This window comes from Stenotrophomonas sp. Iso1, assembly GCF_027497995.1.
Classification (GTDB): domain Bacteria; phylum Pseudomonadota; class Gammaproteobacteria; order Xanthomonadales; family Xanthomonadaceae; genus Stenotrophomonas.
On record NZ_JAODBT010000002.1, the window covers coordinates 197,093 to 222,063 of the forward strand.

Below are 24,971 nucleotides of genomic sequence, written 5' to 3' on the forward strand. Positions count from 1 at the left end.
CCAAAGCCAAGGCCAAAACAGGAGCGGCCTCACTCCAACCCCTCTGCCGCTGGAGCGGGAGAGGGGCTCTGGCAACCGCAACGTCAATCATCAGCAAAGCCGCCTTCGGGCGGCTTTGCTGTTTCCGGCCGTTGCACGGGCATGACTTCAAGCCTTTGCAACAGGGCAAGCTCGCCGCCTACCATCGGGGTTTGCCTTTATCCCGGGAGATGCCCATGAAGCTTCGTCACGTCCTGTTGCCGCTGTGCCTGTTGGCCGCATTGCCATCATTGGCCAGTGCGCGCGGTTTTGAAGTCCGCGACATGGTCAAGCTGGACCGCGCCTCCGCACCACTGCTCAGCGCCAATGGCGCCCAGGTAGTGTTTGCCAAGCGCACGGTCGATGCCGATCTGAAAGCCAGCAGCAGCCTGTGGATCCGCGACCTGCGTACCCGCGACATGGCACCGCCGCGCCAGTTCACGCCGGAAGGCTGGAACGTCAACTCGGCCTCGATCTCAGCCGATGGCCAAAACGTCTATTTCCTCAGTGCCAAGAACGGCAGCCAGCAGTTGTATGTCATGCCGCTGGCCGGCGGCGCACCGCAGCAGTTGACCGATTTCGCCACCGATGTGGACAGCTACCACGTCTCGCCGCAGGGTGACCGTGTGGTGTTCAGCGCAGGCGTGTTCCAAGACTGCGGCTCGGATTTGGCATGCACCAGCAAGCGTCTGGAAGCCGAGAAGGCGACCAAGACCAGCGGCCAGGTGTTCGACAGCATGTTTGTGCGCCATTGGGACACCTGGGCCGATGGCCGCCGCAACACGTTGTTCGTGGCACCGCTGCCAGCCGGCACGGCCGCCGCAGTGAAGGGTGCTTCGGCCATCAGCGCGACCCTGGCCGGCGATGCGCCGTCCAAGCCGTTCGGTGGCAATGAGGATTTCGCCTGGTCGCCGGACGGTAAGTCGGTGGTGGCCAGCATTCGCGTGCAGGGCAACCAGGAGCCGTGGTCGACCAACTTTGACCTGTACAAGCTCGATGCTGCCGGCAAGAAGGCACCGGTCAATTTGACCGCCGGCAACCCGGCGTGGGACGCCGGCCCGGTGTTCAGTGCCGACGGCAAAACCCTGTTTTATCGTGCGATGAAGCGCCCAGGCTTCGAGGCCGACCGCTTCGGCCTGATTGCACTGGACCTGGCCAGCGGCAAAACACGTGAGATTGCCCCGCAATGGGATCGCTCCGCAGATGGCATCACTTTGTCGGCTGACGGCACCACCATTTACACCACCGCGCAGGACATGGGCGAGCACCCGCTGTTCGCCGTGGCCGTGGCCGATGGTGCGGTGAGCAAGGTAGTAGGCGAGGGCAGCATTTCGTCCTTCGACATCGCTGGTGATGCGCTGGCTTTCAGCCGCAATTCGCTCAAGAGTGGCGACCAGGTGTTCACCAGTACCACCACCGCCGGTGCGCCGCTGCGTGCCATCACCCAGAGCGCCAGTGAGATGCTGCCGGGCGTGGACTTCGGTGATTTCGAGCAGTTCTCGTTCAAGGGGTGGAACGACGAGACCGTGCACGGTTATGTGGTCAAGCCGCACAACTACCAGGAAGGCAAGCAGTACCCGGTGGCATTCCTGATCCACGGCGGCCCGCAGGGCAGCTTCGGTAATGGCTGGAGCTACCGCTGGAACCCGCAGACTTACGCAGGCCAGGGCTATGCCGTGGTGATGATCGATTTCCACGGTTCCACTGGTTACGGCCAAGCCTTTACCGATGCCATCAGCCAGCATTGGGGCGACCGCCCGCTGGAAGATCTGCAGAAGGGCTGGGCGGCTGCGCAGCAGAAGTACAGCTTCCTCAATGGCGACAAGGCTTGTGCGCTGGGCGCCAGCTACGGCGGCTTCATGGTCAACTGGATCGCAGGCAACTGGAACGAGCCGTGGAAGTGCCTGGTGAACCACGATGGTGTGTTCGACCAGCGCGCCATGGGGTACGCCACCGAAGAACTGTGGTTCACCGAGTGGGAGCAGGGCGGCACGCCGTACGACGTCCCGCAGAACTACGAGAAATTCAACCCGGTCAACCACGTCGCCAACTGGAAAAAGCCGATGTTGGTAGTGCAGGGACAGCTGGACTACCGCATCCCGGTGGAGCAGGGCCTGGCTACCTTCACCGCGTTGCAGCGGCAGGGTATCGAGTCCAAGTTCCTGTACTTCCCGGACGAGAACCACTGGGTGCTCAAGCCGCACAACAGCGTGCAGTGGCATGACACGGTCAATGACTGGCTGAAGCAGCACATTGGTCAGTAAGTGAGTAGAGAAGGCATGCTTTTTGGCATGCCTTCTTTTTTGGGTGGGTGGTTTGGAGGGGAAGCGAAAGCCGCTCATCCGCCCTTCGGGCACCTTCTCCCGTTAGAGAGAGAAGGGAACAATCCAAAACAAGGCTGCACAGTCATAACCCCTCTCCCGGCTGCGGTGTGAGAGGGGCAACGTTTGCAAACCACTGGTTCGCTGTCCCACGAACGGCCTTGCGCTGGCGCAAGGGCCGGGGCGCGGAGAGGGGCGAGGGCAAGGGACTTGCCGATATCAATTCGTACTGCGCGCACGCTGCCGACATTGGAAGCGATGTCGTTGCGGCAAGGGGCTTGCCCGAATTCAAGCAACAAAGGGGATCGACGATGACGGCAGCCGCGACAGGCGCATTCATCACCAATGACATCATCGTGTTCGGCCTGATCGCGGCCACGCTGGGCGTTATTTTCTGGACGTCAGGCAGCAACAACGCGTTGCTGAAGAAGTTCTACAGCTTCGTACCGGCACTGCTGCTGTGCTACTTCATTCCCGGGGTCTACAACACCTTCGGCCTGATCGACGGTGAAACCACCAAGCTCTATAACCCGATCGCGCGGGATGTGTTCCTGCCCGCTGCGTTGGTGCTGCTGACGTTGTCCATCGATCTGAAAGGCATCATCGGTCTGGGTTGGAAGATGCTGGCCATGTACGTGGCCGCGGTGCTGAGCATCATGCTCGGCGCGGTGGTGGCCTTTCAGGTGATGACCTGGGTCCATCCGGAAACAATGGCCGGGGCTACCTGGGGCGGCATGGCGGCACTGGCCGGCAGCTGGATTGGCGGCGGCGCCAACATGCTGGCGATGAAGGAAATATTTGAAGTCGATGCCACTACGTTCGGGCAGTTCGCCGTGGTGGATGTCGGTGTGGGTTATGTGTGGATGGCAGTACTGATTTTCTTCGCTTCGCGTGCACCCGCTCTCGACAAACACAGCGGTGCCGACACCACCGCGCTGGATGAGTTGCGTGACCGCGTCGCCAGCTACCAGGCGCAGCACGCACGCATTCCCGTGCTGGGCGATCTGATGGTGATGGGCGGCGTGGCGTTCGGCACCGTTGCATTGGCACATGGCGTGGCCGGCCCGCTGTCGCAATGGTTTGCCGCCAACGTGAGCTGGTCCGCGTCGGTCAGCCTGGACAAGCCGTTTGTGTGGGTGGTGTTGCTGGCGACCTTCATCGGTCTGGGCCTGAGTTTCACCCGCGCACGTCAGCTGGAAGGCGTGGGCGCGTCGAAGTGGGGTTCGATGTTCTTGTACTTCCTGATCGCCTGCATCGGCATGCAGATGGACTTGTTGGCGCTGCTGGAGAAGCCGTGGCTGTTTGCGCTGGGCGTGATCTGGATTGGCGTGCACATCGTGCTGCTGTGGCTGGTCGGCAAACTGTTGCGGGTGCCGTTCTTCTATTTCGCCATTGCCTCGCAGAGCAACATCGGTGGGCCGGCATCGGCACCGGTGCTGGCTACTGCATTCCACCCGGCGCTGGCGCCGGTCGGTGTACTGCTGGGCACGTTGGGGTATGCAGTGGGTACCGGCGCGGCATATATGGTGGGCATCGCATTGCGGGCGATGGCCGGGGCGGGTTGAGAGCGGCGTCGCCTTTCCGTTCCTCAACCCTCACTCCGCACCCTGGCGCTTGCGTTGCTGCAAGGGTGTTCACTGAGCTGTGAACCAGGGGAAAGCTTCGCCCCGCAACGGGAAAGGGGCGAATGCTGCAGTTGCGCCAGTCCGCAGCGTGCCAAGCCCTTTCCCCACGGCGGGCGGGGGTTTGGCGAGAGTATTGAGCGCCAAGCGCGCCACCGACCATTTCCGCGCGCACGTCCCTCGGCGTTTAAAAGCCCGCATCCCACATTGGCATGCTAGGCTCTGCGCCTCCCACGCCACGTCACCCACGTGGCGTTTTTATTTCCCTTCGATCGACAGGAACAGGCCTTATGCCGACCGAAAATACCCCCGCACTCATCACCAATGACATCGTCGGACTTGGCCTCATCGCCGCCACGCTGGCATTGATCTTCTGGTTGGCCAGCGGACCAACACCGCTGTGGAAAAAAGTATTCACCTGGGTGCCGGCGTTACTGCTGTGCTACTTCATCCCCGCGATCTACAACACCGTCGGTCTGATCGATGGCCACAGCACCAAGCTCTACAACCCCATTGCACGTGACGTGCTGCTGCCGGCGGCACTGGTGCTGCTTACCTTGTCCATCGACCTCAAGGGCATCATCCGCCTTGGGCCGAAGCTGCTGATCATGTTTGTCACCGGTACCGTCAGCATCGTGCTGGGTGCAGCGGTGTCGTTCCAGGTGATGAAGCTGATCCACCCCGAAACCGTGGCCGGTGATACCTGGGCCGGCATGGCGGCATTGGCCGGCAGCTGGATCGGTGGCGGCGCCAACATGGCTGCCATGCGCGAGACCTTCAATGTCGATGCCACCACCTTCGGCCAGTTCGCGGTGGTCGATGTGGCCTGCGCCAGTCTGTGGATGGCGGTGCTGTTGTGGCTGGCCGGGCGCTCGCAGGCCATTGATGCCAAAAGCGGCGCAGACACCTCGGCCATCGACGACATGAAGCGTCGCATTGCCGAGTACGAAGCCAAGAGTTCTCGCAACCCGAGCCTGACCGACTTGATGGTCATTGTGGGTGTCGGCCTGGGGGTGGTGGGTCTGGCCCATGCGTTGGCCACGCCTTTGGCGTCCTGGTTTGGTGACAATGTCAGCTGGGCCAGCAAGGCCTCGTTGAATTCGTCCTTCGTGTGGGTGGTGATGCTGTCCACCCTGATTGGTCTGTTTTTGAGTTTCACCCGCGCACGCAATCTGGAAGCGGCCGGTGCATCGAAGATCGGCACGCTGTTCCTGTACTTTCTGATCGCCTGCATCGGCATGCAGATGGATCTGCTATCGCTGATCGACCGCCCGTGGTTGTTCCTGCTGGGCATGATCTGGATGGGCGTGCATATCGGCATGTTGTACGTGGTCGGCCGACTGCTGCGCACGCCGCTGTTCTTCTTTGCGATTGGCTCGCAAGGCAACATCGGCGCAGCCGCATCGGCACCGGTGGTCGCAGCAGCGTTCCACCCGACATTGGCGCCGGTGGGCGTGTTGCTTGGCACCGTGGGCTACGCCACCGGCACCGTCATCGCCTATATGACTGGCCTGATGTTGAAGTGGATGGCCGGCGCCTGAGGCAGCGGGGATGTCGTAACGGCGGCTGATACCGCGAAACGACGGGCTCCCTTGCTGCGGATGACCCTGCGGCCGGATGGTCTGCCGGCTTCACGGCGTAAGCCGCTCCTACGGAACGCAACCGCCGCTAGCAATGAAAAAGGCGGGGCCAATGGCCCCGCCTTTTTTGTTTTCCAATCACAACAAATCAGCAGCAGCGAAAGCCGCTCCTGCCGCCGAAGCGGGCTTCCTGACGTTCGCGGAAGAAGGTTTTGTAGTCCATGACCTCGCGGTCAGGATGTTTCTCCCGCATGTGCCGGACGTAGTTGTCGTAGTCCGGTACCCCGCAGCACAGGCGTGCGGTCTGCACCAGACGCCGCCACGTGCGGCGGAACGTCTGGTATTGACCAACAGGGACCAGCTCGGTGCCCATTACAGATCGATCTCGTGCGGCTTGAGGGCGATGTACGGCGTCTCGTGGTCGGTACGCACCGACGAGCGACGAGCGGCAGCGATGGTCTTGATCGAATACACCAGCACAGCGAACACTACGAACAGGAACAGCACGGTGAGGCCGGCATTGATGTAGTTGTTCACCATCACCTGCTGCATCTGGTCGAAGTTCTTCGACGGCGCCAGCAGGTTGCCGTTGGCGATGGCGTCACGGTACTTGTGCGCCTGCGCCAGGAAGCCCACACCCGGTTCGCTGGAGAAGATCTTGATGAAGCCGGCTGCGGTGGTGCAGATCAGCAGCCAGATGGCCGGGATCAACGGCACCCAGGCGTACTTGTCCTTCTTCATCTTGAACAGCACCACGGTGCACAGCAGCAATGCCACACCGGCCAACATCTGGTTGGCGATGCCGAACAGCGGCCACAACATGTTGATGCCGCCCAGCGGATCGGTCACGCCCTGATACAGGAAGTAACCCCACAGCGCGACGCAGCCACCGGTGGCGATGAAGCTGGCCACCCACGAGTCGGTGCGGCGCAGGGCCGGCACGAAGTTGCCCAGCAGGTCCTGCAGCATGAAGCGGCCCGAACGGGTGCCGGCATCCACGGCGGTGAGGATGAACAGTGCTTCAAACAGGATGGCGAAGTGGTACCAGAACGCCATCATGCCGTCGCCCGGAATCACGGCATGCAGGATCTGCGCGATGCCCACGGCCAGTGTCGGTGCACCGCCGGCACGGGACAGGATGGAGTGTTCGCCGATTTCCGCGGCGGTGGCGGTCAGCTGGTCCGGGGTGATCGCAAAGCCCCAGTTGGTCACGATCTGCGCAGCGTGGACCACGTCCGTGCCGATGATCGCGGCAGGGCTGTTCATGGCGAAGTAGATGCCCGGCTCGATGATCGAGGCAGCCACCATGGCCATGATCGCAACGAACGATTCCATCAACATGCCGCCATAGCCGATGTAGGCAATGTGGCCTTCATTGGCCAACAGCTTGGGCGTGGTGCCCGAGCTGATCAGCGCATGGAAGCCGGACACCGCGCCACAGGCGATGGTGATGAACAGGAACGGGAACATGCTGCCCTTCCACACCGGGCCAGTGCCGTCGGTGAACTGGGTCAGCGCCGGCATTTTCAGCTCCGGCATCACGATCAGGATGCCGATGGCCAGGCCAACGATGGTGCCGATCTTGAGGAAGGTGGACAGGTAGTCACGCGGGGCAAGTAGCAGCCACACCGGCAACACCGCTGCGACAAAGCCGTAGCCGATCAACATCCAGGTGATCTGCACGCCGGTGAAGGTGAACATCGGGCCCATCACCGGGTCTGCGGCGACCTTACCGCCGTACCAGATGGCGCCAAGCAGCAGCACCAGGCCGACCACGGAGATCTCACCGATCTTGCCCGGGCGGATGTAGCGCATGTACACGCCCATCAAGATGGCGATGGGCATTGTCGCGATGACGGTGAACATGCCCCACGGGCTGCCCTCCAATGCCTTCACCACAATCATCGCCAGCACCGCCAGGATGATGATCATGATCATGAAGACGCCGAACAACGCGATGGTGCCGGGCACCGGGCCCATTTCTTCGCGCACCAGATCGCCCAGCGAGCGGCCATTACGGCGCGTGGAGATGAACAGGATCATGAAATCCTGCACCGCGCCGGCCAGCACCACGCCGGCAATCAGCCAAAGCGTGCCGGGCAGGTAGCCCATCTGTGCGGCAAGCACCGGGCCGACCAATGGACCAGCGCCAGCGATGGCGGCGAAGTGGTGACCGAACAGGACGTGCTTGTTGGTCGGCACATAGTCCAGACCATCGTTGTTGATGATTGCGGGCGTGGCACGGGTGGGATCAACCCCCAACACCTTGTTGGCAATGAACAGGCCGTAATAACGGAAGGCGACCAGGTACAGCGAAACAGCTGCCACCACGATCCATAGGGCATTGATGTGTTCGCCGCGGCGCAGGGCCACAACACCTAGACAGAATGCGCCGATCAGGGACAGAAGCGCCCAGCCGGCTTTGGAAAAACCTTTCATCGAGTCGCCTCGCAGGGGGATGCAAGCAAGGTTCTACCCATGAAGGGCAGGGGTCAACGTGTATGGCAGGTGAAGCGGATGAGACTTTGGTAGTAGGACCCCGTGCCAGCTGTCTGACAACGTGTCCCGTTCTTGCAGGGTGATGACCCATTTGGAACGAATGGTTGCATCGGCAACGGTTGGCTCGGCCATCGACGGAGGCCATTGTCGGTGGAACTTGAAAGGAACCCGATATGAGCAGTGAACCGACCGCGCGCGTGCTGCGCACTTTCCGCGGCATGCCTACCTCCGACGGCGCCGGTGTGCGCCTGACGCGTGTCATCGGCACCCCGATGCTGCCGGATCTGGACCCCTTCCTGATGCTGGATGAATTCGGAACCGACCGTGCCGAGGACTACATCGCCGGTTTCCCCAATCATCCACACCGGGGCTTTGAGACGGTCACCTACATGCTTGATGGCCGTATGCGGCACAAGGACAACCACGGCAACGAGGGTTTACTGACCCCCGGGAGCGTCCAATGGATGACAGCCGGGCGCGGGCTGGTGCATTCGGAGATGCCTGAACAGGAGTCAGGGCGCATGCGCGGTTTCCAGCTGTGGGTGAACCTGCCGGCGCGCGACAAGATGAGCGAGCCGCGTTATCAGGAGTTTGCGCCCGACCAGATTCCGCAGGTCACGCCGGTTGAAGGGGTCACGGTGAAAGTGATTGCCGGGCAGTTGGGCGATGTTCACGGGCCCATCGTGCAGCCTGCGACCGACCCGCTGTACCTGGATATCGCCATGACAGCTGGCAGCCGTTATGTGTACCCATTGCCTGAAGGGCTCAGTGTCTTTGCCTATGTCTTTGAAGGCGGCGTAATGCTGGGTGATGCCGCTAACGCCCGCTCGGTGGTGCAGCACGAGCTGGCCGTGCTGGGTGACGGCCAGCTGGAAATGTTGGCTGGCGCCGGTGGCGCGCGGCTGATCCTGGTCGGAGGCCGTCCGCTGCGGGAGCCGGTCGCACGGCATGGCCCCTTCGTGATGAACACCCGCGAGGAGCTGATGCAGGCCTTTGTGGACTACCAGGAAGGCAAGTTCTGAAGCGCAGGAGCGCGCTGGCGGAAGCCAGAAGCGAGCAACGGCTCAGGCGCCGCCCACCCCGAGGCAACGCCCAGAGCCGGGTGTGTGCCCGGCTGGTTGTGCATGCGTCGATGCGTGGATGAAGCGGGCAGGGCAGTTGCGGCGATTGCCCCTGCTCACTGCGCTTCACTCACTCCTGGTTTGCACCGGCCAAGGTGGACGGGCTGAGGTTGAGCGTCTGCGTCAGGTTCTGCAGGTTGCCCAGCTCGCCGGTGTCGGCGGCATCAATCCAGATCTGTGCGTAGCGGGTCTTGTCCAACTTGACCGTCGTGATGCGGCGCGACTCCAGCCCCGGCAGGTCGCGGCCACCCATGTCGAGCTTGTACCAATGCAGGGACTCGCCGGCGAACGTGCCTTTTTCCGCACGCAAGGCGCGGTTCAACTGCAGGTCCGGGTCGCGCGTGGTCAGCATCAGGTTCAACACGGCACGGCCATCGTCGGTGGTGGCCTTGCACACGATGAACGCGCTCTGCGTCTGTTGCTCCCAATGCAGGCCGCTGTCGGACGGGAGGGTCGGGCACTGGTCGGCTTGCTGGCCCCAGGCGGTACTACAGGCGGCAAGCAACAGTGCGGCAGAAACAATACGGACAGTCTTCACTTCACATTCCCCATAAAACATCGGCCGTGGGCGGCACGACGGCAGTCGTGGATGGTTCTGAAGGCAGCAGCGTTGGCCGGTAGGCAATGTTCCCCTCGCCCCGTCAGCGCATCCCCATGCGCATCCGGCCAAACCCGACGTTATTACAGAATCTACCTCGCTGGCAAAAATGATGTTGCCGGATATGCAAACGGCCCCGTTGAGGGGCCGTTTGCAGGTTGCCGGAAGCGGAGGGCTTACTTGTCGTTACCGATCCACTTGTAGGCGATGCCGCCAATCATTGCGCCCAGAATCGGCGCCACCCAGAACAGCCACAGCTGGCTCAGTGCGCCGGAGCCGGCAAACACCGCCACTGCGGTGGAGCGGGCCGGATTCACCGAGGTGTTGGTCACCGGGATGCTGATCAGGTGGATCAGGGTCAGTGCCAGACCAATGGCGATAGGTGCAAAGCCGGCCGGGGCGCGGCCATGGGTGGCACCCATGATCACCACCAGGAACACCGCCGTCAGCACCACTTCACACAGGAAGGCCGCTGCAACGGCATAGCCGCCGGGCGACAGCGCGCCGTAGCCATTGCTGGCGAAGGCGCCGGCCTGGCTGCCGTCAATCAGGAAGTTGGGATTGCCCTGGGCGATCTGCAGCAGGATGAAGCCGGCAAAAATGCCGCCGAGCACCTGCGCCACGATATAGGGCACCAGGTCCTTGCCCGCGAAACGGCCGCCGGCCCACAGGCCGATGCTCACCGCCGGATTGAAGTGCGCGCCGGAGATGTGGCCAAACGCGTAGGCACCGGTCAACACGGTCAAGCCGAAGGCCAGTGCCACACCGACGAAGCCAATCCCGAGCGGGTTGCCATCACCACCGAAATTCGCTGCCAACACCGCACTGCCGCAGCCTCCCAACACCAGCCAGAAGGTGCCGAGAAACTCGGCGGTCAGTCGCTTTCCCATGCTCATTAGTGTTGTTTCCTTATTGACCCCGAACGGGCGTACGAAAAATAGCCGAATAACCTGTGTAGGTGAATCTAAATCGTTTGCATCTGTCGTCATGTGCCGGCAAATAGCTCCCTGGACAGGCCAAGCGAAGCACGCCGCACTGATCATCCGTGCTTCCCGTCCCCGCCGGGCCAAGCCGGGGAGGGCTGGACTGAGGGACGTCGAAGGCGGATCAGATGGACAAATTGCGGGCGGGCCCGATGTAGAAGTCTCACCCCCGAAAACGGCAACAACGCCCCTCATCTGCCCCTGCGGTGCACCTTCTCCGCTTACCGGGAGAAGGGACGGAAGCACACATTGCCGGCGCTTTTTTGCCGACCCAAGCGAGATTCGGCGCTAACCAGACCGGGGAGGAGCTGCGAGCGAGGGGTCTTCGTGCGAGCGTCAGCGGCGAGGTCGAAGGTGGTTGAATGCGATCCAACGGCAGCGGCATGTCGACGAGACTGTTCACCGTATCCGAGGGCCCAGCTCACCGCGGCAGCGGGATGAACTCCTTGTCATCGCCGGGGATGGTGCCGAAGCGTCCGCTCTGCCAATCGTCCTTGGCCTGCTCGATGCGCTCTTTAGAGCTGGACACAAAGTTCCACCACAAATGCCGAGGGCCATCCAACGGTTCGCCGCCCATCAACATCGCTTTGACCGGTGTCTTGGCACGCAGGCGGCCCCGCGCACCCGGCTCGGGAATGATCAGGTGCTGGGTGGGCACATCGACGCCATCCAACTGTGCGTCACCTTCCAGGATGTAGAGCGCGCGTTGTACATGCGAGGTGTCCAGATCAATTTCGGCATCCGGGTTCAGGTCGATGGCGACATTCAAGGTGTCAGCGAAGACCTTGACCGGCGATTCTTCGCCGTAGGCGCGGCCCGCGATCACCCGGAGCCAGGCACCATCACGGCGCTGTTGCGGTAGCTGCTCGGCCGGGAAATGAAAGAATGCCGGGTCGGTTTCCTCGTGCGCTTTGGGAAGCGCCACCCAGGTCTGCATGCCGTGCACCGCCTGCTCCTGCGCGCGGACGTCGGCCGGGGTGCGTTCGGAATGGGCGATGCCGCGGCCGGCAGTCATCCAGTTCACGTCGCCGGGGCGGATCACCTGTTCCGAGCCGAGCGTGTCGCGGTGGCCGATCTGCCCGGCCCAGAGGAAGGTCACCGTCGCCAGGCCGATGTGCGGATGTGGACGCACATCGATGCCTTGGCCTGGGCTGAAGATGGCCGGCCCCAGGTGGTCCACGAATACAAACGGCCCGACACTGCGTGCCTGCAACGAGGGCACCGCACGGCGTACCTGAAAGCCGCCGAGGTCATGAACGCGTGGGCTGATGATGGTGGTCATGATGTCTCCATGGTGGGAACCAGGGCCGCAGGATGGCATGGGCGATGCGAGTACGTCGTGACCAGCGCGGCAACGGATTGTCTTGTTGGCTTGGTTCTTTTGTCTTGAAAGCAGGTGCAACGGCAATGCTCCCGCACGTCTCTTCGCCGTTGAAGGTGGAGCGACTTCATCAAGTGTGAAGGGCGGGAAAGGGCTGCGTGCTACCGGCGCGATGCCAACCTGTCCGCCAATCGTGTCGGTTCGGGCAGTCGATAACCGCGCAGGCAATCCAGCACCAACGGCAGGCACGCTGCCACCGAGACACGATGCCCGGGTGATACGAACAACGGGTTGCATCGTGGCTTGCTGCGCAGCACCCAACCCACCTGCCGGCCTTTGAACATCAATGGCGAATGATCACCCTGCAGCGGGCCGGGCTCGTCGTAGTCGCCCACCAGCCGGCTCTTGCCAATGCCGATGCTGGGCAGCCCGGTGAGTACACCAAGATGCGCGGCAATGCCAAGCCCGCGTGGATGCGCGATGCCGTGACCATCGACCATCACCAGTTGCGGTACATGCGGCAACTGCGCAAGCGCCTGAAGGGCCGCAGGCAACTCGCGGAAGCTGAGCAGGCCGGGGATGTAGGGCAGGGCCGTGGGTAGGCGCGCCAGCGCAGACGCCATGGCCGCAAGGCTGACGCCATCCAGCAATACCGCCGCCGCAAGCGTGGTGCGGCCACTGTCCTCGAATCCGCTGTCGATACCGGCAACCCGGGCGGGCAGGCCAACCAGCGCATCGGTCAGTTCAACCTGTGCTGCCAACGCCACCTGTTGTTGGCGCAGCTTCGCGTAGTCGGGGGAAATTGAATTCATGGCACCCAGCCTGCCAGCTCACAGGTCATCGGGGCGTGTGGGGCGGGGGGTGTGGCGACCGGCTACAATCGGCCTCTTTCTTCCCCCCAACCCGGAGACATCCGCAGTGACCCGCAAACTCGTGCTGTTGCGCCATGGCCAGAGCCAATGGAACCTCGACAATCGCTTCACCGGTTGGGTGGACGTAGAGCTCACCGAGCAAGGCCGCCGGGAAGCTGCCGCCGCCGGTCGGCTGATGAAGGAAGAAGGGCTGCAGTTCGATGTCGCCCATACCTCGGTGCTCAAGCGTGCCATCCACACCTTGCAGGGCGCGTTGGCCGAACTCAACCAGGACTGGCTGCCGGTCAGTAAATCCTGGCGACTGAATGAGCGTCACTATGGTGGCCTGCAGGGTTTGGACAAGGCTGAAACCGCTGCCAAGCATGGCGAGGAGCAGGTCAAGGTCTGGCGCCGTTCCTACGACATCCCGCCGCCGTCGATGGACCTGGAAGACCCGGGCCACCCGATCCACGACCGTCGTTACGCCGGGCTGGACCGCAACGCGCTGCCGGGCACCGAGTCGCTGGCGACCACGCTGGACCGCGTGCTGCCGTACTGGCACGACGCCATCGCACCGCAGTTGAAGGACGGCAAGACTGTGCTGGTCACCGCCCACGGCAACTCGCTGCGCGCGCTGTACAAGTACCTCAACAACGTAAGCAAGGAAGCCATTCTGGAGCTCAACATTCCGACTGGCATCCCGTTGTTGTTTGAATTGAATGACGACCTCACCGTGCAGTCGTTCCGTTACCTGGGCGATCCGGAGGCGGCGAAGAAGGCCGCCGAGGCCGTCGCCAACCAAGGCAAGGCGAAGTAAGCCAGCGCCCACGTTTCACCTGGACACCCGGCCTTGTGCCGGGTGTTCTGTTTTTGTGGCCGTGGTTGGCCCTGTGCCATGATCCGGCACGGAAAAAACAAAGGAGTGAAGCGTGAGGCGAAAGGTGATTTCTGGATGTCTTGCCCTGCTGTTGGCAGGCAGCGCCATGGCGGCGACCGCACCGGCGGCCCCATCCGCTTCGCCAACCTTGCAAGATGCGCAGCGTGGTGGCGGCCAACCCTACGAAGTCATCGGCAGTGAAGTGTGGGATGTGCCGGATCCGGTATCGGCCCGTGTCTACCAGGTGTTCGTCGCCTTGCCGACCGGTTATGCCGAGAACCCGGAACGGCGCTATCCGGTGCTTTACGTCACCGACGCGGATTATGCCTTTCCTTTGATTCGGCAGATGGCGCGGCGCTTGAACGTCGAAGGGCCGCGTATCGAGGACTTCATTCTGGTGGGCTTGTCCTATGCGAAGGGTGACGGTGGCATGCCCAGCCGCCGCCGCGACTACACGCCCACCCCCAACGGTCCGAGTGGCACGCCCGCCGATAGCGTGCACGGTGGCGGTGCGTCCTACCTGGGGTATCTGGACAGCCAGGTATTACCGTTCATCGCACAGCATTACCGCACCGACGAACAGCGCAGGTTGTTCCTCGGCCACTCCTACGGCGCCTTGCTGGGCACGCAGATTCTGTTCGAGCGTCCGCAGCTGTTCTCCGGCTACATCCTCGGAAGCCCGTCGTACTGGTACGACCAGCACGTGATGGAGCGTCAGGAGAGCCGCTTCGCTGCAGCGCATCGTGACCTGCCGGCACGGATATACATGTACGTCGGTGAGCGTGAGGCACTGGCACACGGTGGCGACGCTGACATGGTGGAAGATGCCCGGCGGATGCAGAAGGTGTTGGCATCGCGCAGGTATGCATCGCTGCAGTTGCACCTGGATGTGCTCAACGACGAGGACCACCTGACCGTCGCGCCGCGTGGATTCATGCAGGGGCTGCAGTACCTGCTGGCGCAGTCAGCATCTGCGGGCAAGGCGGAGTAAGCCACGCCCTTGGAATCCCTCTCCAGAACCCGGTGCAAGCCGGGTTTTTGTTTGCCCGGCGCAAACCTCACGGGCCATTTACGGCACAGCTGAAAAATTGTGCACTCCATCCTGTTGTGTACGGCCCTACGGCGGGGCGCGTAGCGGCAGCGAGGCTTCTTCCCAAGTGCAGGAAAAAAGATCATGAGCAAGCCGGCAGTAGTACTGGTACATGGTTTCTGGGGCGGTGCGGCCCATTGGGCCAAGGTCATCCTGGAGCTGAAGAAACTGGGGTACACCGATATCCATGCGGTGGAGAACCCGCTCACGTCATTGGCCGACGACGCCGAGCGCACCCGCAAGATGGTGGCGCAGGTGCAGGGCCCGGTGGTGCTGGTCGGGCATTCCTACGGCGGTGCGGTAATCAGCGAGATGGGCAACCAGAGCAACGTGAAAGCGCTGGTGTTCATCGCCGCGTTTGCGCCCGATGCCGGTGAAAGTCCGGGCGGTATCACCCAGCAACACTTGCCGGAAGCGGCGCCCAACGTGGTGCCCGACAGTGACGGTTACCTGTGGTTGAACCCAGCAAAGTTCCACGAAAGCTTCTGTCAGGATCTGTCGTCCGACCAGGCCTTCGTGATGGCGGTGACGCAGAAAGCACCGCTGGCCAGCACCTTCGGCGACAACGTCACCGACCCGGCATGGAAGCACAAACCCAGCTGGTACCAGCTCTCCCGCCAGGATCGGATGATCCACCCGGCAAACCAGAAAGCGATGTCCGACCGCATGAACGCGCGCAAGGTGCTGACGTTGGACGCAAGCCACGCTTCATTGGCATCGCATGCCACGGACGTTGCGGCATTGATCGACGACGCTGCGAAGGCCACCGTGGGTTGATGGCTGCGTGGCCGGGCAGGCGAAATGCACCCGGCTCGTCGTGTCGCGCAGTAGCGCATCACCCAATCAATTGCAGGAGCAACGCGTGGTCGTGCAGTGGGTTGATGCGTGCGCGACTTTGTTTGACTGGCACAGGGCAGGTTTGGTGGCTCAGGCTGCGCCGGTGCCAGCGCCGAGGCGGCCTGATAGCAACCAATGTCCGTCGTATCGTGACCTACGGCAGGTGCGGCGGTGGCAGCGTTGACTAGTCTGCAGGCAGACATCTCTGCAGGTTGCCGCCACCACCATGCTGTCTCCTCGCACATCCCCTCGGGCCGTACTGCCACAGTCGCGTCGCCGTACGTTGTTCGAGGCAGAGCGGCTATCGGTGCGGGTGAGCTGGTATGCGCCTGGCCTACGCATGCACCGACATGCGCACGATTGCCACCAGGTGTCATTGCTGTTGATGGGAACGCTGGGCGAGCAGGGGCCGCGTGACGACGTGCGCCTGGCCACGCCCGCTGTCGGTATCAAGCCAGCGGGCGCAGTGCATGCCAACGACTACGGGCCGGTGGGTGCTTTGATCCTTGGCTTCAATTTACCGCCAGCGTTCAACCTGCCGGATGCACTGGGTAGCAGCGACGCCGCGCAGTGGCGGCTTGATCCGCCACCTGCGTTGCTGGCGCAGGGGCGCTCGACATTAGCCCAGCTATTGGCTGGCGCCACGGCGGCCTGCGACACCGAGGCGATGTTGTGGGAACTGCTCGCTACCGTGGGCAGCGTCCCACCGCGCCCATCAGGCACGCCGCCCCTATGGATCGCGCGGGTATGTGAGCGGCTGCAGCAGGAAGCCGCTTCGCTGACGGTGCTGGCACAGGAGCAGGGCCTGCATCCGGTGTACTTCGCTCGTGCGTTCGCACGCTGGATGGGCTGCACGCCTTCCACCTTCCGTACACGTGCGCAGTTGCAACGCGCCTTGCCCCTGCTTGCTGCTGGGCAGCCGCTGGCGATGGTGGCATTGCATGCGGGCTTTGCCGACCAGGCGCATTTCAGCCGTGTCGCGCGCCAGCACAGTGGGCTGACGCCTGCGCGATTGCGAGGGTTGCTGGGCGATTGAGCAGGTTCAATCCGTTCAATACGCGGTGCCATATGCAGCTTCATCCTCGTCACACCTCTCATTGGAATCGACGTATGTCGCTGCGCGCTGTGTGTCTCTGGCTGATGATCGTGCCGGCCTGTCTCTCGACGCTGTGGTCTGCACACGCGGCAGCGCCGGAGCGGGCAACGCAGCAGCTGCGTGTGTTTCTGGATGGCATCCCCGAGCTGGGGCCGGGCTATGCGGTGGTGGTGGTTGATCGCGAGCGGCAGTTGCTGGGCTATGTCCGTGGCACGCGCAATGCCGCCAGTGGCGCGCCGCTGACGATGGCCACGCCGATGTACATCGCTTCGCAGACCAAGTCCTACATGGGCCTGCTGGCAGAGTTGCTGGATCAGCGCGGTGTGCTGCGTCTGGACAGCACCTTGGTCGAGCACTGGCCGCAGCTGCGGCTGCCTGATGGTGTGGATCCAGCAGCGTGGACGCTGGCCGACCTGCTCAATCACCGGGTGCCCTTGAGTGGCGATGCCCTCACCACACTAGAGGCCTATATCGGCGCACCGGATCCAGCCTTGTATCCGCAGTTGCTTGGCAGTTTGGCCACGGCGCGTGCCGCCGGGTTCGACTACGACAATCTCGGCTACAACATCTATGCGGCAATCCTGTACCAGCACACCGGCAAGTCTTGGCAGGCATGGTTGCAGGATGAATTGTTCACGCCGTTGCAGCTGCGCGAAACCGCCGCACAAACCTCCGCATTCGAACCGACGCAGTTGGCCTTCAATCATCAATGGCTGGGGCAGGACTTGGGCTGGCAGGTGGTCGCGCCGAAGCCGGACGCCATCATGCATTCGGCGGGCGGGATGATGACCTCACCACGCGACCTGGGCCGTTGGCTGCGGTTGCAGCTGGGTGGTGCGGCACCTGCGGGTTTGGATGCGCGCGCGCTGGAAGCGGCGCACCGCATCGGGGCAGACGTGGATATCAAGGCGCGCAACGCCTATGAATTGCCGTGTCGCGGCTATGCGTTTGGCTGGAATGTCTGTGATTTCGAAGGCCATACGCTCTACATCCATGGCGGCAGTTACACCGGCGCGCGCAGCATGATGGCGTTCTCGCCGGACCTGGGCGTGGGCATCGGCGTGTTCTCCAACTCGGACAACGCCACCGGTTGGCTGACCTCGCGTACCGTGGTGCAGTTCTTCCAGTACCTCGTGGATCATCCGGATGCCGCCACCTGGGCCAGGACCCGCCAGGACATTTACCCGCAACGCGTCGCCGAGCAACTGGCAGGCATGCGCGCCCGCCAGGCGAAGGCGCGTGACAACGTGCGTTGGCACGGTTGGACGTGGAAGCCGCAGGGGGACGAGCTGCAAACCTATGTAGGTAGCTATCGCGGTGAGCGTCTGCCGGTAGAGGCGCAGGTCCTTGCAACCGACGGTGGGCTACGCCTGCAGATCGGCGCGCTGGCGCGCAGTCTGGAGCCAGCGGTTGTGGATCTGTTCGGCGCCCAGAATGGCTCATTGGATGCAGTGGAACCACTGCAGTTCCTGCATCGCGGATTGGAGCTGGGGTTTCAATTCGATGGAGAGCGCTATTGGCGGGCGGACGCACCTGCAGCGCGTTGATCAGGCAGAGAAAACTGCTGGCAATGGATCGGCGCAATGCAGCGTGATGGGGCCGGGAAGAAATGCCCCGCCGTAAGTCGAATACGGGTCGTCGTCGTGTCGCTGTTTGCTTGAGCAAGTGCACAGGCAGATGGCGCCAAGCTGCGAAACGCGAGGGTGTCACAGGTGCGGATGCCGGTTATTTCTGGTGGTGGTTTGTCCAGTAGGAATACCAACAATCAATCCGTATCAAGGGATTGATTGTTGGCCGGTTCTGGCTTCCGCAGCCGCCTGTTGATTATTGATCAGCGACTCACAGCGGTGACAGCACCCACGGGCTGTCCTTATCGGTCATAAGATCTTCCGCAGTGCCGATAATTCCATCCAGCATCATGTTCTGGCCCGACCAGCTGGCCCGGCCGATAATGTAGCTCTTTGCAAACTGTGGCCAGGACGAAAAATTGGAGTGCAGCTCGCTGTCAACATGCGCAAGGATGCGGCTCAGCTCTTCTTTTTCTATGTACCCACAGTCAAATGACATCCGGGAAACAGTGACGAGGCGGCCCAGATCCCAGGCCAATATCCCATTGCTGTAATCCTTCGGAGGATACTGCCCGTTGACCTTGTCTTTAAGCAGGCGGAAAACAGACCGAATATTCTCCAGCATATCCATGGCCTTGCCGAGTGCTGCAAGAACCTGATGCTTTTCCTCGGACGACTCCTCCGCAGCAATCAACCCACGCACCGTTTCCGGCGGGCCGTATCGGCCGCTTGCCACCAATGCTTCAAGTACTTCGTGAACTTCGTCTTCTGGGCTTCCCTTCATGTAAATGGGAAAGACAATGTCGTACAGAAATCTGTGCCCATACCGGCTGAGTGATTCGAGTGCTTCAGTTGCCTCTTCGCGCGAATTTATATCCCAGTTTGAATCAAGCGTGTCGGTGATGCTGTCGTGGGCCAATCCCGTTGTGTGACTGTCGCAATACGTCATGATCTGCTCGGAGTTGATCAGGCCAGCTTCGAGCGCTCGCCGCTCTTCTCGGCTTGTCACCGCTCCATTCGGGCATTTCCGGTATTTTTTTCCGGAGATGGCCTGGAACAGTTTTTTGAGTAGGCTCATGAATCAGATTGCCTTGAAAGTGGCACTGGTGGCACGGCGCTTGAGCTCGCCTACAAGCGCATCAAAATCAGAGTCTTTTGCCATGTGGATGGCGTCGAACTCATGTTTCCTGGGCGTCAATGACGGCATGCTGATTTCTACGGTTTTCTCTTCGACCGATGTATTGGTTTCCGGGATGTTGGTGATGGTGACTTTGTCGATTGCGTCATAGCTCACCGTGGTCGGTATGCCGCGGAATCGCTGAACTGTGGTGAAGGTCAAGCCCTTGTCATCAAGGACGATGTTGGCCCCCTGGCTGTTGGCTGCGCGCTTCTTGAAAAGTGTTCCAACTGTCAGGTACGTGACATAGAGCCCCAGCAAGGTGAGAACGCCGTTGGCCACACCTTTGGGAAGATGCAACCAAAGGGTGCCTATTTTCAGGTCGGGGATTGGGATGATGATTGAAGCGATAATTATTGCGGGGCCAATGAGCCCAAAAGCGAGCTCAAGAATGGAGTATTCCATTTTGTAGTTAATGGTCTGCATGTGAATCAGGTCCTTTAATGTCATGTGTTGACGTGTCCCGCCCTTGGTATCCGGCTGGAATGCGAGGGTAGGGTTGGCATAATGCACAAGCGGGGAAGGGCGCTCTTGTCGCCACTTCTTCCTCCCGGGAGATGGCGCCAAGGTCTCGGCCTCGGGCGGATTCTACCCATTTTTCACAAATTTAAATGGGAGTTGTCACACGGACAGCGCCAGCCTTTTGCCGGGTTGCGGATGAGGGGTGAGTTGTCCAACTGCCTTGGTCAGATCGACCTTTCTCAGGCAGTCGCCATTGCACGACCTCGCCGGGGGCAGAGATCGTTGCGGTCAAAACTGGACGTGTGCAGTAGCGGCTTTCTGCAGTGCCGCCGGATGAGGAAAAGTCGATCCCTGCTTGTAACGACCCACTCATTTTCATGGGCGTAGCAACGTACCTTTTCGACGGAACGACGCGATGCCGAAATGAGTTTTTACAACGGCCGCTGCATCAACGGAAAAACTGACTGGGTGTCAGCCCAAAGCGGCGCTTGAACATGGTGGTGAACGCGCTTGGGCTTTCGTAGCCCAGCGCCAGCGCCACGTCGATGACTTTCTCGCCTACCGCCAACCGTTCTAGTGCGCGCAACAACCGCGCCTGCTGTCGCCACTGCCCGAAGGTCATGCCCAGCTCGCGTGCGCACAGGCGCTGGATGGTCTTTACGTCCACTTTCAAGCGAGCGGCCCAGTCCTGCAGGGTGGAGGCATCTTCCGGACGTCGCTCCAGTTGCCGGGCGATCACGCGCAGGCGTTTGTCGCTGGGCTCGGGCAGGTGCAGCGGCAGCACCGGCAGGGTCTGCATTTCATCCAGGATCAAGCGCATCAAACGGCCATCGCGAGAGTCTTCGCGATAGGGTTGTTTGACTGTCACCGCGGCGCGTATCAATGCGGCCAACAAGGGCGTGATCGACACGGCAGAAGGCCCCGCCGCTGGCTGCGTCATCGCGGCGGGGGAAATGTACAGGCTGCGCATCTGCACCAGACCAATGCAGTGCACCTGGTGGCCGGTTCCCGCCGGTATCCAGATGGCGCGGGTGCTGGGTACTACCCAGCGGCCGATGCCCGCACGCACCACCAGCACGCCCGATTCGGCGTAAACCAACTGGTGGCGATCAGGATGGTGATGCAGCGGGATGACGGTGTCCGCGCTGTAGTCGCGCGCCTTGCAGAACACCGTCGTCTCCGGCCCGGCCGGCAGTGGGCGGCGCTTGCCGGCGCGGAGTGGGGTGTCCTTTTCGAGAGGGTGCATGACCATATCGCGCAAGAAGGGCGTTCGCGGCGACTCTACCATGCAGCCGGTCCTTCCCCCCTGCGGTCTTGCCATGTCCTCTACCGTTCCACCCGTTGCTGCATCGACCACCGCTCCGCGCCGCCCGGTTGCAGTGGGCGTGCTTGCTGCCATCAGCAGCTCGCATCTGGTCAACGACATGATGCAGTCTTTGATCCTGGCGCTGTATCCCATCTTCAAGTTGCAGTTCCATTTGAGCTTCACTCAAGTGGGCATGATCACCTTGACCTACCAGCTCACCGCGTCGTTGTTCCAGCCACTGATCGGCCTGCGCACCGACAAACAACCGGCGCCGTACTCGCTGCCGATGGGCATGACCTCGACGTTGTGTGGGCTACTGCTGTTGGCCTATGCGCCGAACTTCAGCATGGTGCTGGTCGCAGCAATGCTGGTAGGCATTGGCTCGGCCATTTTCCATCCGGAATCTTCGCGCATCGCGCGTTTGGCATCGGGCGGCCGCCATGGCTTGTCGCAATCGGTGTTCCAACTGGGCGGCAATGCTGGCACGGCCATTGGCCCACTGTTGGCTGCTGCGGTCATCGCACCGAACGGGCAGCGTAGCGTGGCTTGGTTCAGTGGTGCGGCACTGCTGGGCATTGGCTTGCTGATGTATGTGAGCCGCTGGTATCAGCAGCATCTGGTCGTCAGCGCGGCCAAGCCCAAGATCGCGGTGGCGAACAATGAATCCTTGCTGCCGCCGCGTACCGTGGCCTGGGTGATCGCTATCCTGCTGGTGCTGATTTTCAGCAAGTACTTCTATATCGCTGGCTTGAGCAGCTTTTACACGTTCTACCTGATGCAGAAGTTCAACGTCACCGTGCAGAGTGCGCAGCTGCACTTGTTCGGTTTCCTGGCGGCATCGGCGGCAGGCACCTTGCTGGGTGGCCCGCTGGGCGACCGCATTGGCCGCAAGCCGGTGATCTGGGCGTCGATTCTGGGCGTAGCGCCGTTCGCCTTGATGCTGCCGTACGCCAACCTGCAATGGACGACCGTGCTGACGTTGATCATTGGCTTTGTACTGTCGTCCGCATTCTCGGCCATCCTGGTCTACGCGCAGGAGCTGATGCCGCATCGTATCGGCGCGGTATCGGGCATGTTCTTCGGCTTCGCGTTTGGTATGGGCGGGCTGGGGGCAGCGGTGCTCGGTGTGCTGGCCGATCACACCAGCATTCTGTGGGTCTACAAGGTGATCTCGTTCCTGCCGCTGCTGGGCATGGTGGCGGCATTCCTGCCCAATCGCCGTTCGCGTTGAGGTTATCCTTTGCACGTATGACGAAGCCCGGCCTGTGCCGGGCTTCGTCGTTCAGGGTTTGGCCGCGCCACCTGCTTCGTACCAGCCGCGCGAGCGGTTGACGATGGCTACCACGGACAGCATCACCGGCACTTCAATCAACACGCCGACCACCGTTGCCAGCGCGGCCCCGGAATGCACGCCGAACAGGCTGACCGCAGCAGCGACTGCCAGCTCGAAAAAGTTGCTCGCACCGATCAACGCCGACGGCCCGGCCACGCAATGGGCCACGCCCAGTCGTCGGTTGAGCCAATAGGCCAGTCCAGCGTTGAAGTACACCTGCAGCAGGATCGGCACGGCGAGGATGGCGATGATCATCGGTTGCTGGATGATCTGCCGGCCCTGGAAGCCGAACAGCAATACCAGCATCAGCAGCAATGCAGCCAGCGAGAGTGGCCCAAGCCGATGCAGTACAGACTGCAGTCGCACCGGCCCGCCATGTGCCAGCAGCCAGTGCCGCAACAATGCCGCCACTCCAATCGGGATCAGGATGTACAGCGTCACCGACAGCATCAACGTCGCCCAAGGCACGCTGATGGCGGAGATGCCCAGCAGCAGTGCGACCAGCGGTGCGAATGCAAGCACCATGATCGCGTCGTTGAGTGCTACCTGGCTCAGGGTGAAGTTGGCATCGCCCCGACACAGGTTGCTCCATACGAACACCATCGCGGTGCAGGGCGCGGCGGCCAGCAGAATCAGGCCTGCCATGTAGGAGTCGATCTGCGCGACCGGCAACCATGGTGCGAAGACATGACGCAGGAACACCCAGCCCAGCAGCGCCATCGAGAACGGTTTGACCGCCCAGTTGATGAAAAGGGTGACGCCGATACCGCGCCAGTGCTGGCCAATCTGACGCATCGCGCCGAAGTCCACCTTCAGTAGCATGGGGATGATCATCAACCAGATCAGTACCGCCACTGGCAGGTTCACCCGGGCAACTTCCATGCCACCCAATCGGGCGAAAAGAGCAGGGAAGGCGTGGCCCAGCGTGGTACCGACGACGATGCACAACGCGACCCATAACGTCAGGTAGCGCTCGAAGCCACCCATGCGTTGGGTTGGGTCAGTCATCGCTACGGATCTCGTCCTTCGTCTGCAACAGGCCAATACGGTCCAGCGCCGTCTTCAATCGAGCGCGGTCCGTCCAGGTATCGGGAGGCAGCGCCAGCAAGGCTTGCAGGCGGGCCTTGACGATGCCATGCGCCCACGCGAATGCCTGCTGCTTGTCTGCATCGCTACCTTCCACTGCCGCCGGATCGGGCAGCCCCCAATGCGTACGCAAAAAATCGCCGAACACGACCGGGCAGGTTTCGGCAGCAGCCGAATCGCACACGGTGATGATCAGATCCATTCTTGGTGCATCGGGCGTGGTGAATTCATCCCAGGATTTGCTACGTAGGCCGATGCTGCTGATGCCATCGGCAGAAAGCTGGGCCAGTGCGAAGGGGTTGATCGTGCCGGTGGGCTGGCTGCCGGCGCTGAAGGCAGCGAAGCGGTTGCCGCCCCAAGCACGCAGCGTTGCTTCGGCCAACACGCTGCGCGCGCTGTTGCCGGTGCACAGGAAAAGAATATTTGTGGTCATGGTTCAATCCAGGACGAAGTGTTTGTGCATGCAGGTTGCCGAGGCAGGGCAGAGGCTGCGGAACTCGCTGGTGGCAGCAATCGCATCGGCGACGTGCCCGCGCTCAATCACGGCATAGCCAAGGTGGCTGAAGAACGGCGCTGCGGTTTCAGTCAGTAACGTCAGCTGGGTAACGCCCCGCAGCGCGGCGTGTTGCTCCAGTGCGTATATCAGGCGCTTGCCGAGGCCGGTTCCGCGCACGTTGGGTGCCACCGCCAATGAACGCAGCAGCCCCGCTGGCGGCATCACCTGTACACCGACGACGCCGACGATCTGCTGGCCCGTAGCTGCAACCAGGAACTCGATGTGGCTGGTTGCGAGGTCGTCGCAGGGCAGTGCGGCCAAGGCCAGCAAAGCGTGGATAGCGGAGAGGTCGGCTTGGCTGGCGGGGCGAATGCGGAGTTCCATCGTCGATTACTCAGCAGCGGTCTTTGGGCGCAGCGGCATCGCAGGGCGCGCCACCGCAACAGTTGTGCGTGAGGTAAGCCAACAACGCATTCATGGCCGGGTAGTTGGCGCGGTAGCAGACGTTGCGCCCGATGCTCTCGCTCTGCACCAGACCGGCATGCACCAGCTCTTTCAGATGGAAGGACAGCGTGGCATTGGGCACTGACAACGCCTCGGCGATATCGCCGGCCATGCGCCCGTCCGGGCCGGCCTCTACCAAGAGGCGGAAAGCCGCCAGCCGGGTGGCATGGCCGAGTGCGTTCAGGGCGGAGATTGCGTGGTTTGTTTCCATTCTTCTAGAATAGT

At 62.0% G+C, this 24,971-nt stretch carries 23 protein-coding genes; 10 read left to right on the plus strand and 13 right to left on the minus strand.

What is annotated here, in order from left to right:
* Window positions 1-215 precede the first annotated feature (215 nt).
* The 3 genes from PAN08_RS09850 (at window position 216) to PAN08_RS09860 (ending at window position 5,502) form a co-directional block, all read left to right on the plus strand.
* Window positions 216-2,282, plus strand: a complete 2,067-nt coding sequence (locus tag PAN08_RS09850; protein ID WP_269791346.1) for a S9 family peptidase — start codon at window positions 216-218, stop codon at window positions 2,280-2,282.
* Between the two features lie 368 nt (window positions 2,283-2,650).
* Entirely contained in the window at window positions 2,651-3,904 is a 1,254-nt protein-coding gene (locus PAN08_RS09855; RefSeq protein ID WP_269791347.1) for a DUF819 family protein, read from the plus strand.
* Between the two features lie 347 nt (window positions 3,905-4,251).
* Window positions 4,252-5,502 (plus strand): DUF819 family protein, encoded by a 1,251-nt coding sequence (locus tag PAN08_RS09860; protein ID WP_269791348.1) that lies wholly within the window; start codon window positions 4,252-4,254, stop codon window positions 5,500-5,502.
* A gap of 187 nt (window positions 5,503-5,689) precedes the next feature.
* Here PAN08_RS09860 and PAN08_RS09865 read toward each other — a convergent pair whose 3' ends face one another.
* Together PAN08_RS09865 and PAN08_RS09870 are read right to left on the minus strand one after the other, a co-directional pair.
* Window positions 5,690-5,914 (minus strand): CstA-like transporter-associated (seleno)protein, encoded by a 225-nt coding sequence (locus tag PAN08_RS09865; protein ID WP_057626620.1) that lies wholly within the window; start codon window positions 5,912-5,914, stop codon window positions 5,690-5,692.
* Window positions 5,914-7,980 carry a carbon starvation CstA family protein gene (locus PAN08_RS09870; protein ID WP_269791349.1) on the minus strand — a complete coding sequence of 689 codons (2,067 nt, stop codon included), beginning with the start codon at window positions 7,978-7,980 and terminating at the stop codon, window positions 5,914-5,916. The genes PAN08_RS09865 and PAN08_RS09870 overlap by 1 nt, the downstream gene beginning before the upstream one ends.
* A gap of 233 nt (window positions 7,981-8,213) precedes the next feature.
* Between PAN08_RS09870 and PAN08_RS09875 the strand changes: the two genes are divergently transcribed.
* Entirely contained in the window at window positions 8,214-9,062 is an 849-nt protein-coding gene (locus tag PAN08_RS09875) for a pirin family protein (protein WP_269791350.1), read from the plus strand.
* 169 nt (window positions 9,063-9,231) lie between these two features.
* On the opposite strand, the gene PAN08_RS09880 is transcribed toward PAN08_RS09875, so the two are convergent.
* From PAN08_RS09880 to nfi, 4 genes are all read right to left on the minus strand, one after another.
* Window positions 9,232-9,699 carry a hypothetical protein gene (locus PAN08_RS09880; RefSeq protein WP_269791351.1) on the minus strand — a complete coding sequence of 156 codons (468 nt, stop codon included), beginning with the start codon at window positions 9,697-9,699 and terminating at the stop codon, window positions 9,232-9,234.
* Between the two features lie 236 nt (window positions 9,700-9,935).
* Window positions 9,936-10,655, minus strand: a complete 720-nt coding sequence (gene aqpZ, locus PAN08_RS09885) for an aquaporin Z (RefSeq protein ID WP_269791352.1) — start codon at window positions 10,653-10,655, stop codon at window positions 9,936-9,938.
* Between the two features lie 508 nt (window positions 10,656-11,163).
* Window positions 11,164-12,024, minus strand: a complete 861-nt coding sequence (locus tag PAN08_RS09890) for a pirin family protein (RefSeq protein WP_269791353.1) — start codon at window positions 12,022-12,024, stop codon at window positions 11,164-11,166.
* A 200-nt stretch (window positions 12,025-12,224) separates the two neighbouring features.
* Entirely contained in the window at window positions 12,225-12,875 is a 651-nt protein-coding gene (gene nfi / locus PAN08_RS09895; RefSeq protein WP_269791354.1) for a deoxyribonuclease V, read from the minus strand.
* 106 nt (window positions 12,876-12,981) lie between these two features.
* Here nfi and gpmA point away from each other — a divergent pair, with 106 nt between their 5' ends.
* From gpmA to PAN08_RS09920, 5 genes are all read left to right on the plus strand, one after another.
* The gene (gene gpmA, locus PAN08_RS09900; protein WP_269791355.1) at window positions 12,982-13,731 is read left to right on the plus strand and encodes a 2,3-diphosphoglycerate-dependent phosphoglycerate mutase; all 750 of its coding nucleotides are present in this window, start codon (window positions 12,982-12,984) and stop codon (window positions 13,729-13,731) included.
* Between the two features lie 166 nt (window positions 13,732-13,897).
* Window positions 13,898-14,782, plus strand: coding sequence for an alpha/beta hydrolase-fold protein (locus tag PAN08_RS09905; RefSeq protein ID WP_269791891.1), 885 nt, complete (start codon window positions 13,898-13,900; stop codon window positions 14,780-14,782).
* Between the two features lie 180 nt (window positions 14,783-14,962).
* Window positions 14,963-15,658 (plus strand): alpha/beta hydrolase, encoded by a 696-nt coding sequence (locus PAN08_RS09910; RefSeq protein ID WP_332840104.1) that lies wholly within the window; start codon window positions 14,963-14,965, stop codon window positions 15,656-15,658.
* Between the two features lie 286 nt (window positions 15,659-15,944).
* Complete coding sequence (locus tag PAN08_RS09915; RefSeq protein ID WP_269791357.1) at window positions 15,945-16,754, plus strand: AraC family transcriptional regulator; 810 nt, start codon at window positions 15,945-15,947, stop codon at window positions 16,752-16,754.
* A gap of 74 nt (window positions 16,755-16,828) precedes the next feature.
* Window positions 16,829-18,361 (plus strand): serine hydrolase domain-containing protein, encoded by a 1,533-nt coding sequence (locus PAN08_RS09920; RefSeq protein ID WP_269791358.1) that lies wholly within the window; start codon window positions 16,829-16,831, stop codon window positions 18,359-18,361.
* 292 nt (window positions 18,362-18,653) lie between these two features.
* Here PAN08_RS09920 and PAN08_RS09925 read toward each other — a convergent pair whose 3' ends face one another.
* From PAN08_RS09925 to PAN08_RS09935, 3 genes are all read right to left on the minus strand, one after another.
* On the minus strand, window positions 18,654-19,460 hold the full coding sequence (locus PAN08_RS09925; RefSeq protein WP_269791359.1) for a DUF1266 domain-containing protein: 807 nt from the start codon (window positions 19,458-19,460) through the stop codon (window positions 18,654-18,656).
* A gap of 3 nt (window positions 19,461-19,463) precedes the next feature.
* A complete protein-coding gene (locus PAN08_RS09930; RefSeq protein ID WP_269791360.1) occupies window positions 19,464-19,985 on the minus strand; it encodes a hypothetical protein in 522 nt (173 codons plus the stop codon).
* Window positions 19,986-20,469: 484 nt separating this feature from the next.
* Window positions 20,470-21,267 carry a helix-turn-helix transcriptional regulator gene (locus tag PAN08_RS09935; RefSeq protein ID WP_269791361.1) on the minus strand — a complete coding sequence of 266 codons (798 nt, stop codon included), beginning with the start codon at window positions 21,265-21,267 and terminating at the stop codon, window positions 20,470-20,472.
* A 73-nt stretch (window positions 21,268-21,340) separates the two neighbouring features.
* Here PAN08_RS09935 and PAN08_RS09940 point away from each other — a divergent pair, with 73 nt between their 5' ends.
* Entirely contained in the window at window positions 21,341-22,558 is a 1,218-nt protein-coding gene (locus PAN08_RS09940) for an MFS transporter (protein WP_269791362.1), read from the plus strand.
* 51 nt (window positions 22,559-22,609) lie between these two features.
* Here the strand turns inward: PAN08_RS09940 and arsB are convergent, their stop codons facing one another.
* Genes arsB through PAN08_RS09960 form a run of 4 tightly spaced genes read right to left on the minus strand, consistent with a single transcriptional unit; the run spans window position 22,610 to window position 24,957 of the window.
* Window positions 22,610-23,647 carry an ACR3 family arsenite efflux transporter gene (gene arsB, locus PAN08_RS09945; protein WP_269791892.1) on the minus strand — a complete coding sequence of 346 codons (1,038 nt, stop codon included), beginning with the start codon at window positions 23,645-23,647 and terminating at the stop codon, window positions 22,610-22,612.
* A 13-nt stretch (window positions 23,648-23,660) separates the two neighbouring features.
* The gene (locus PAN08_RS09950) at window positions 23,661-24,179 is read right to left on the minus strand and encodes an arsenate reductase ArsC (RefSeq protein WP_269791363.1); all 519 of its coding nucleotides are present in this window, start codon (window positions 24,177-24,179) and stop codon (window positions 23,661-23,663) included.
* 3 nt (window positions 24,180-24,182) lie between these two features.
* On the minus strand, window positions 24,183-24,626 hold the full coding sequence (gene arsN2 / locus PAN08_RS09955; RefSeq protein ID WP_269791364.1) for an arsenic resistance N-acetyltransferase ArsN2: 444 nt from the start codon (window positions 24,624-24,626) through the stop codon (window positions 24,183-24,185).
* Window positions 24,627-24,636: 10 nt separating this feature from the next.
* Window positions 24,637-24,957 (minus strand): metalloregulator ArsR/SmtB family transcription factor, encoded by a 321-nt coding sequence (locus tag PAN08_RS09960; RefSeq protein ID WP_269791365.1) that lies wholly within the window; start codon window positions 24,955-24,957, stop codon window positions 24,637-24,639.
* Window positions 24,958-24,971: the final 14 nt, after the last annotated feature.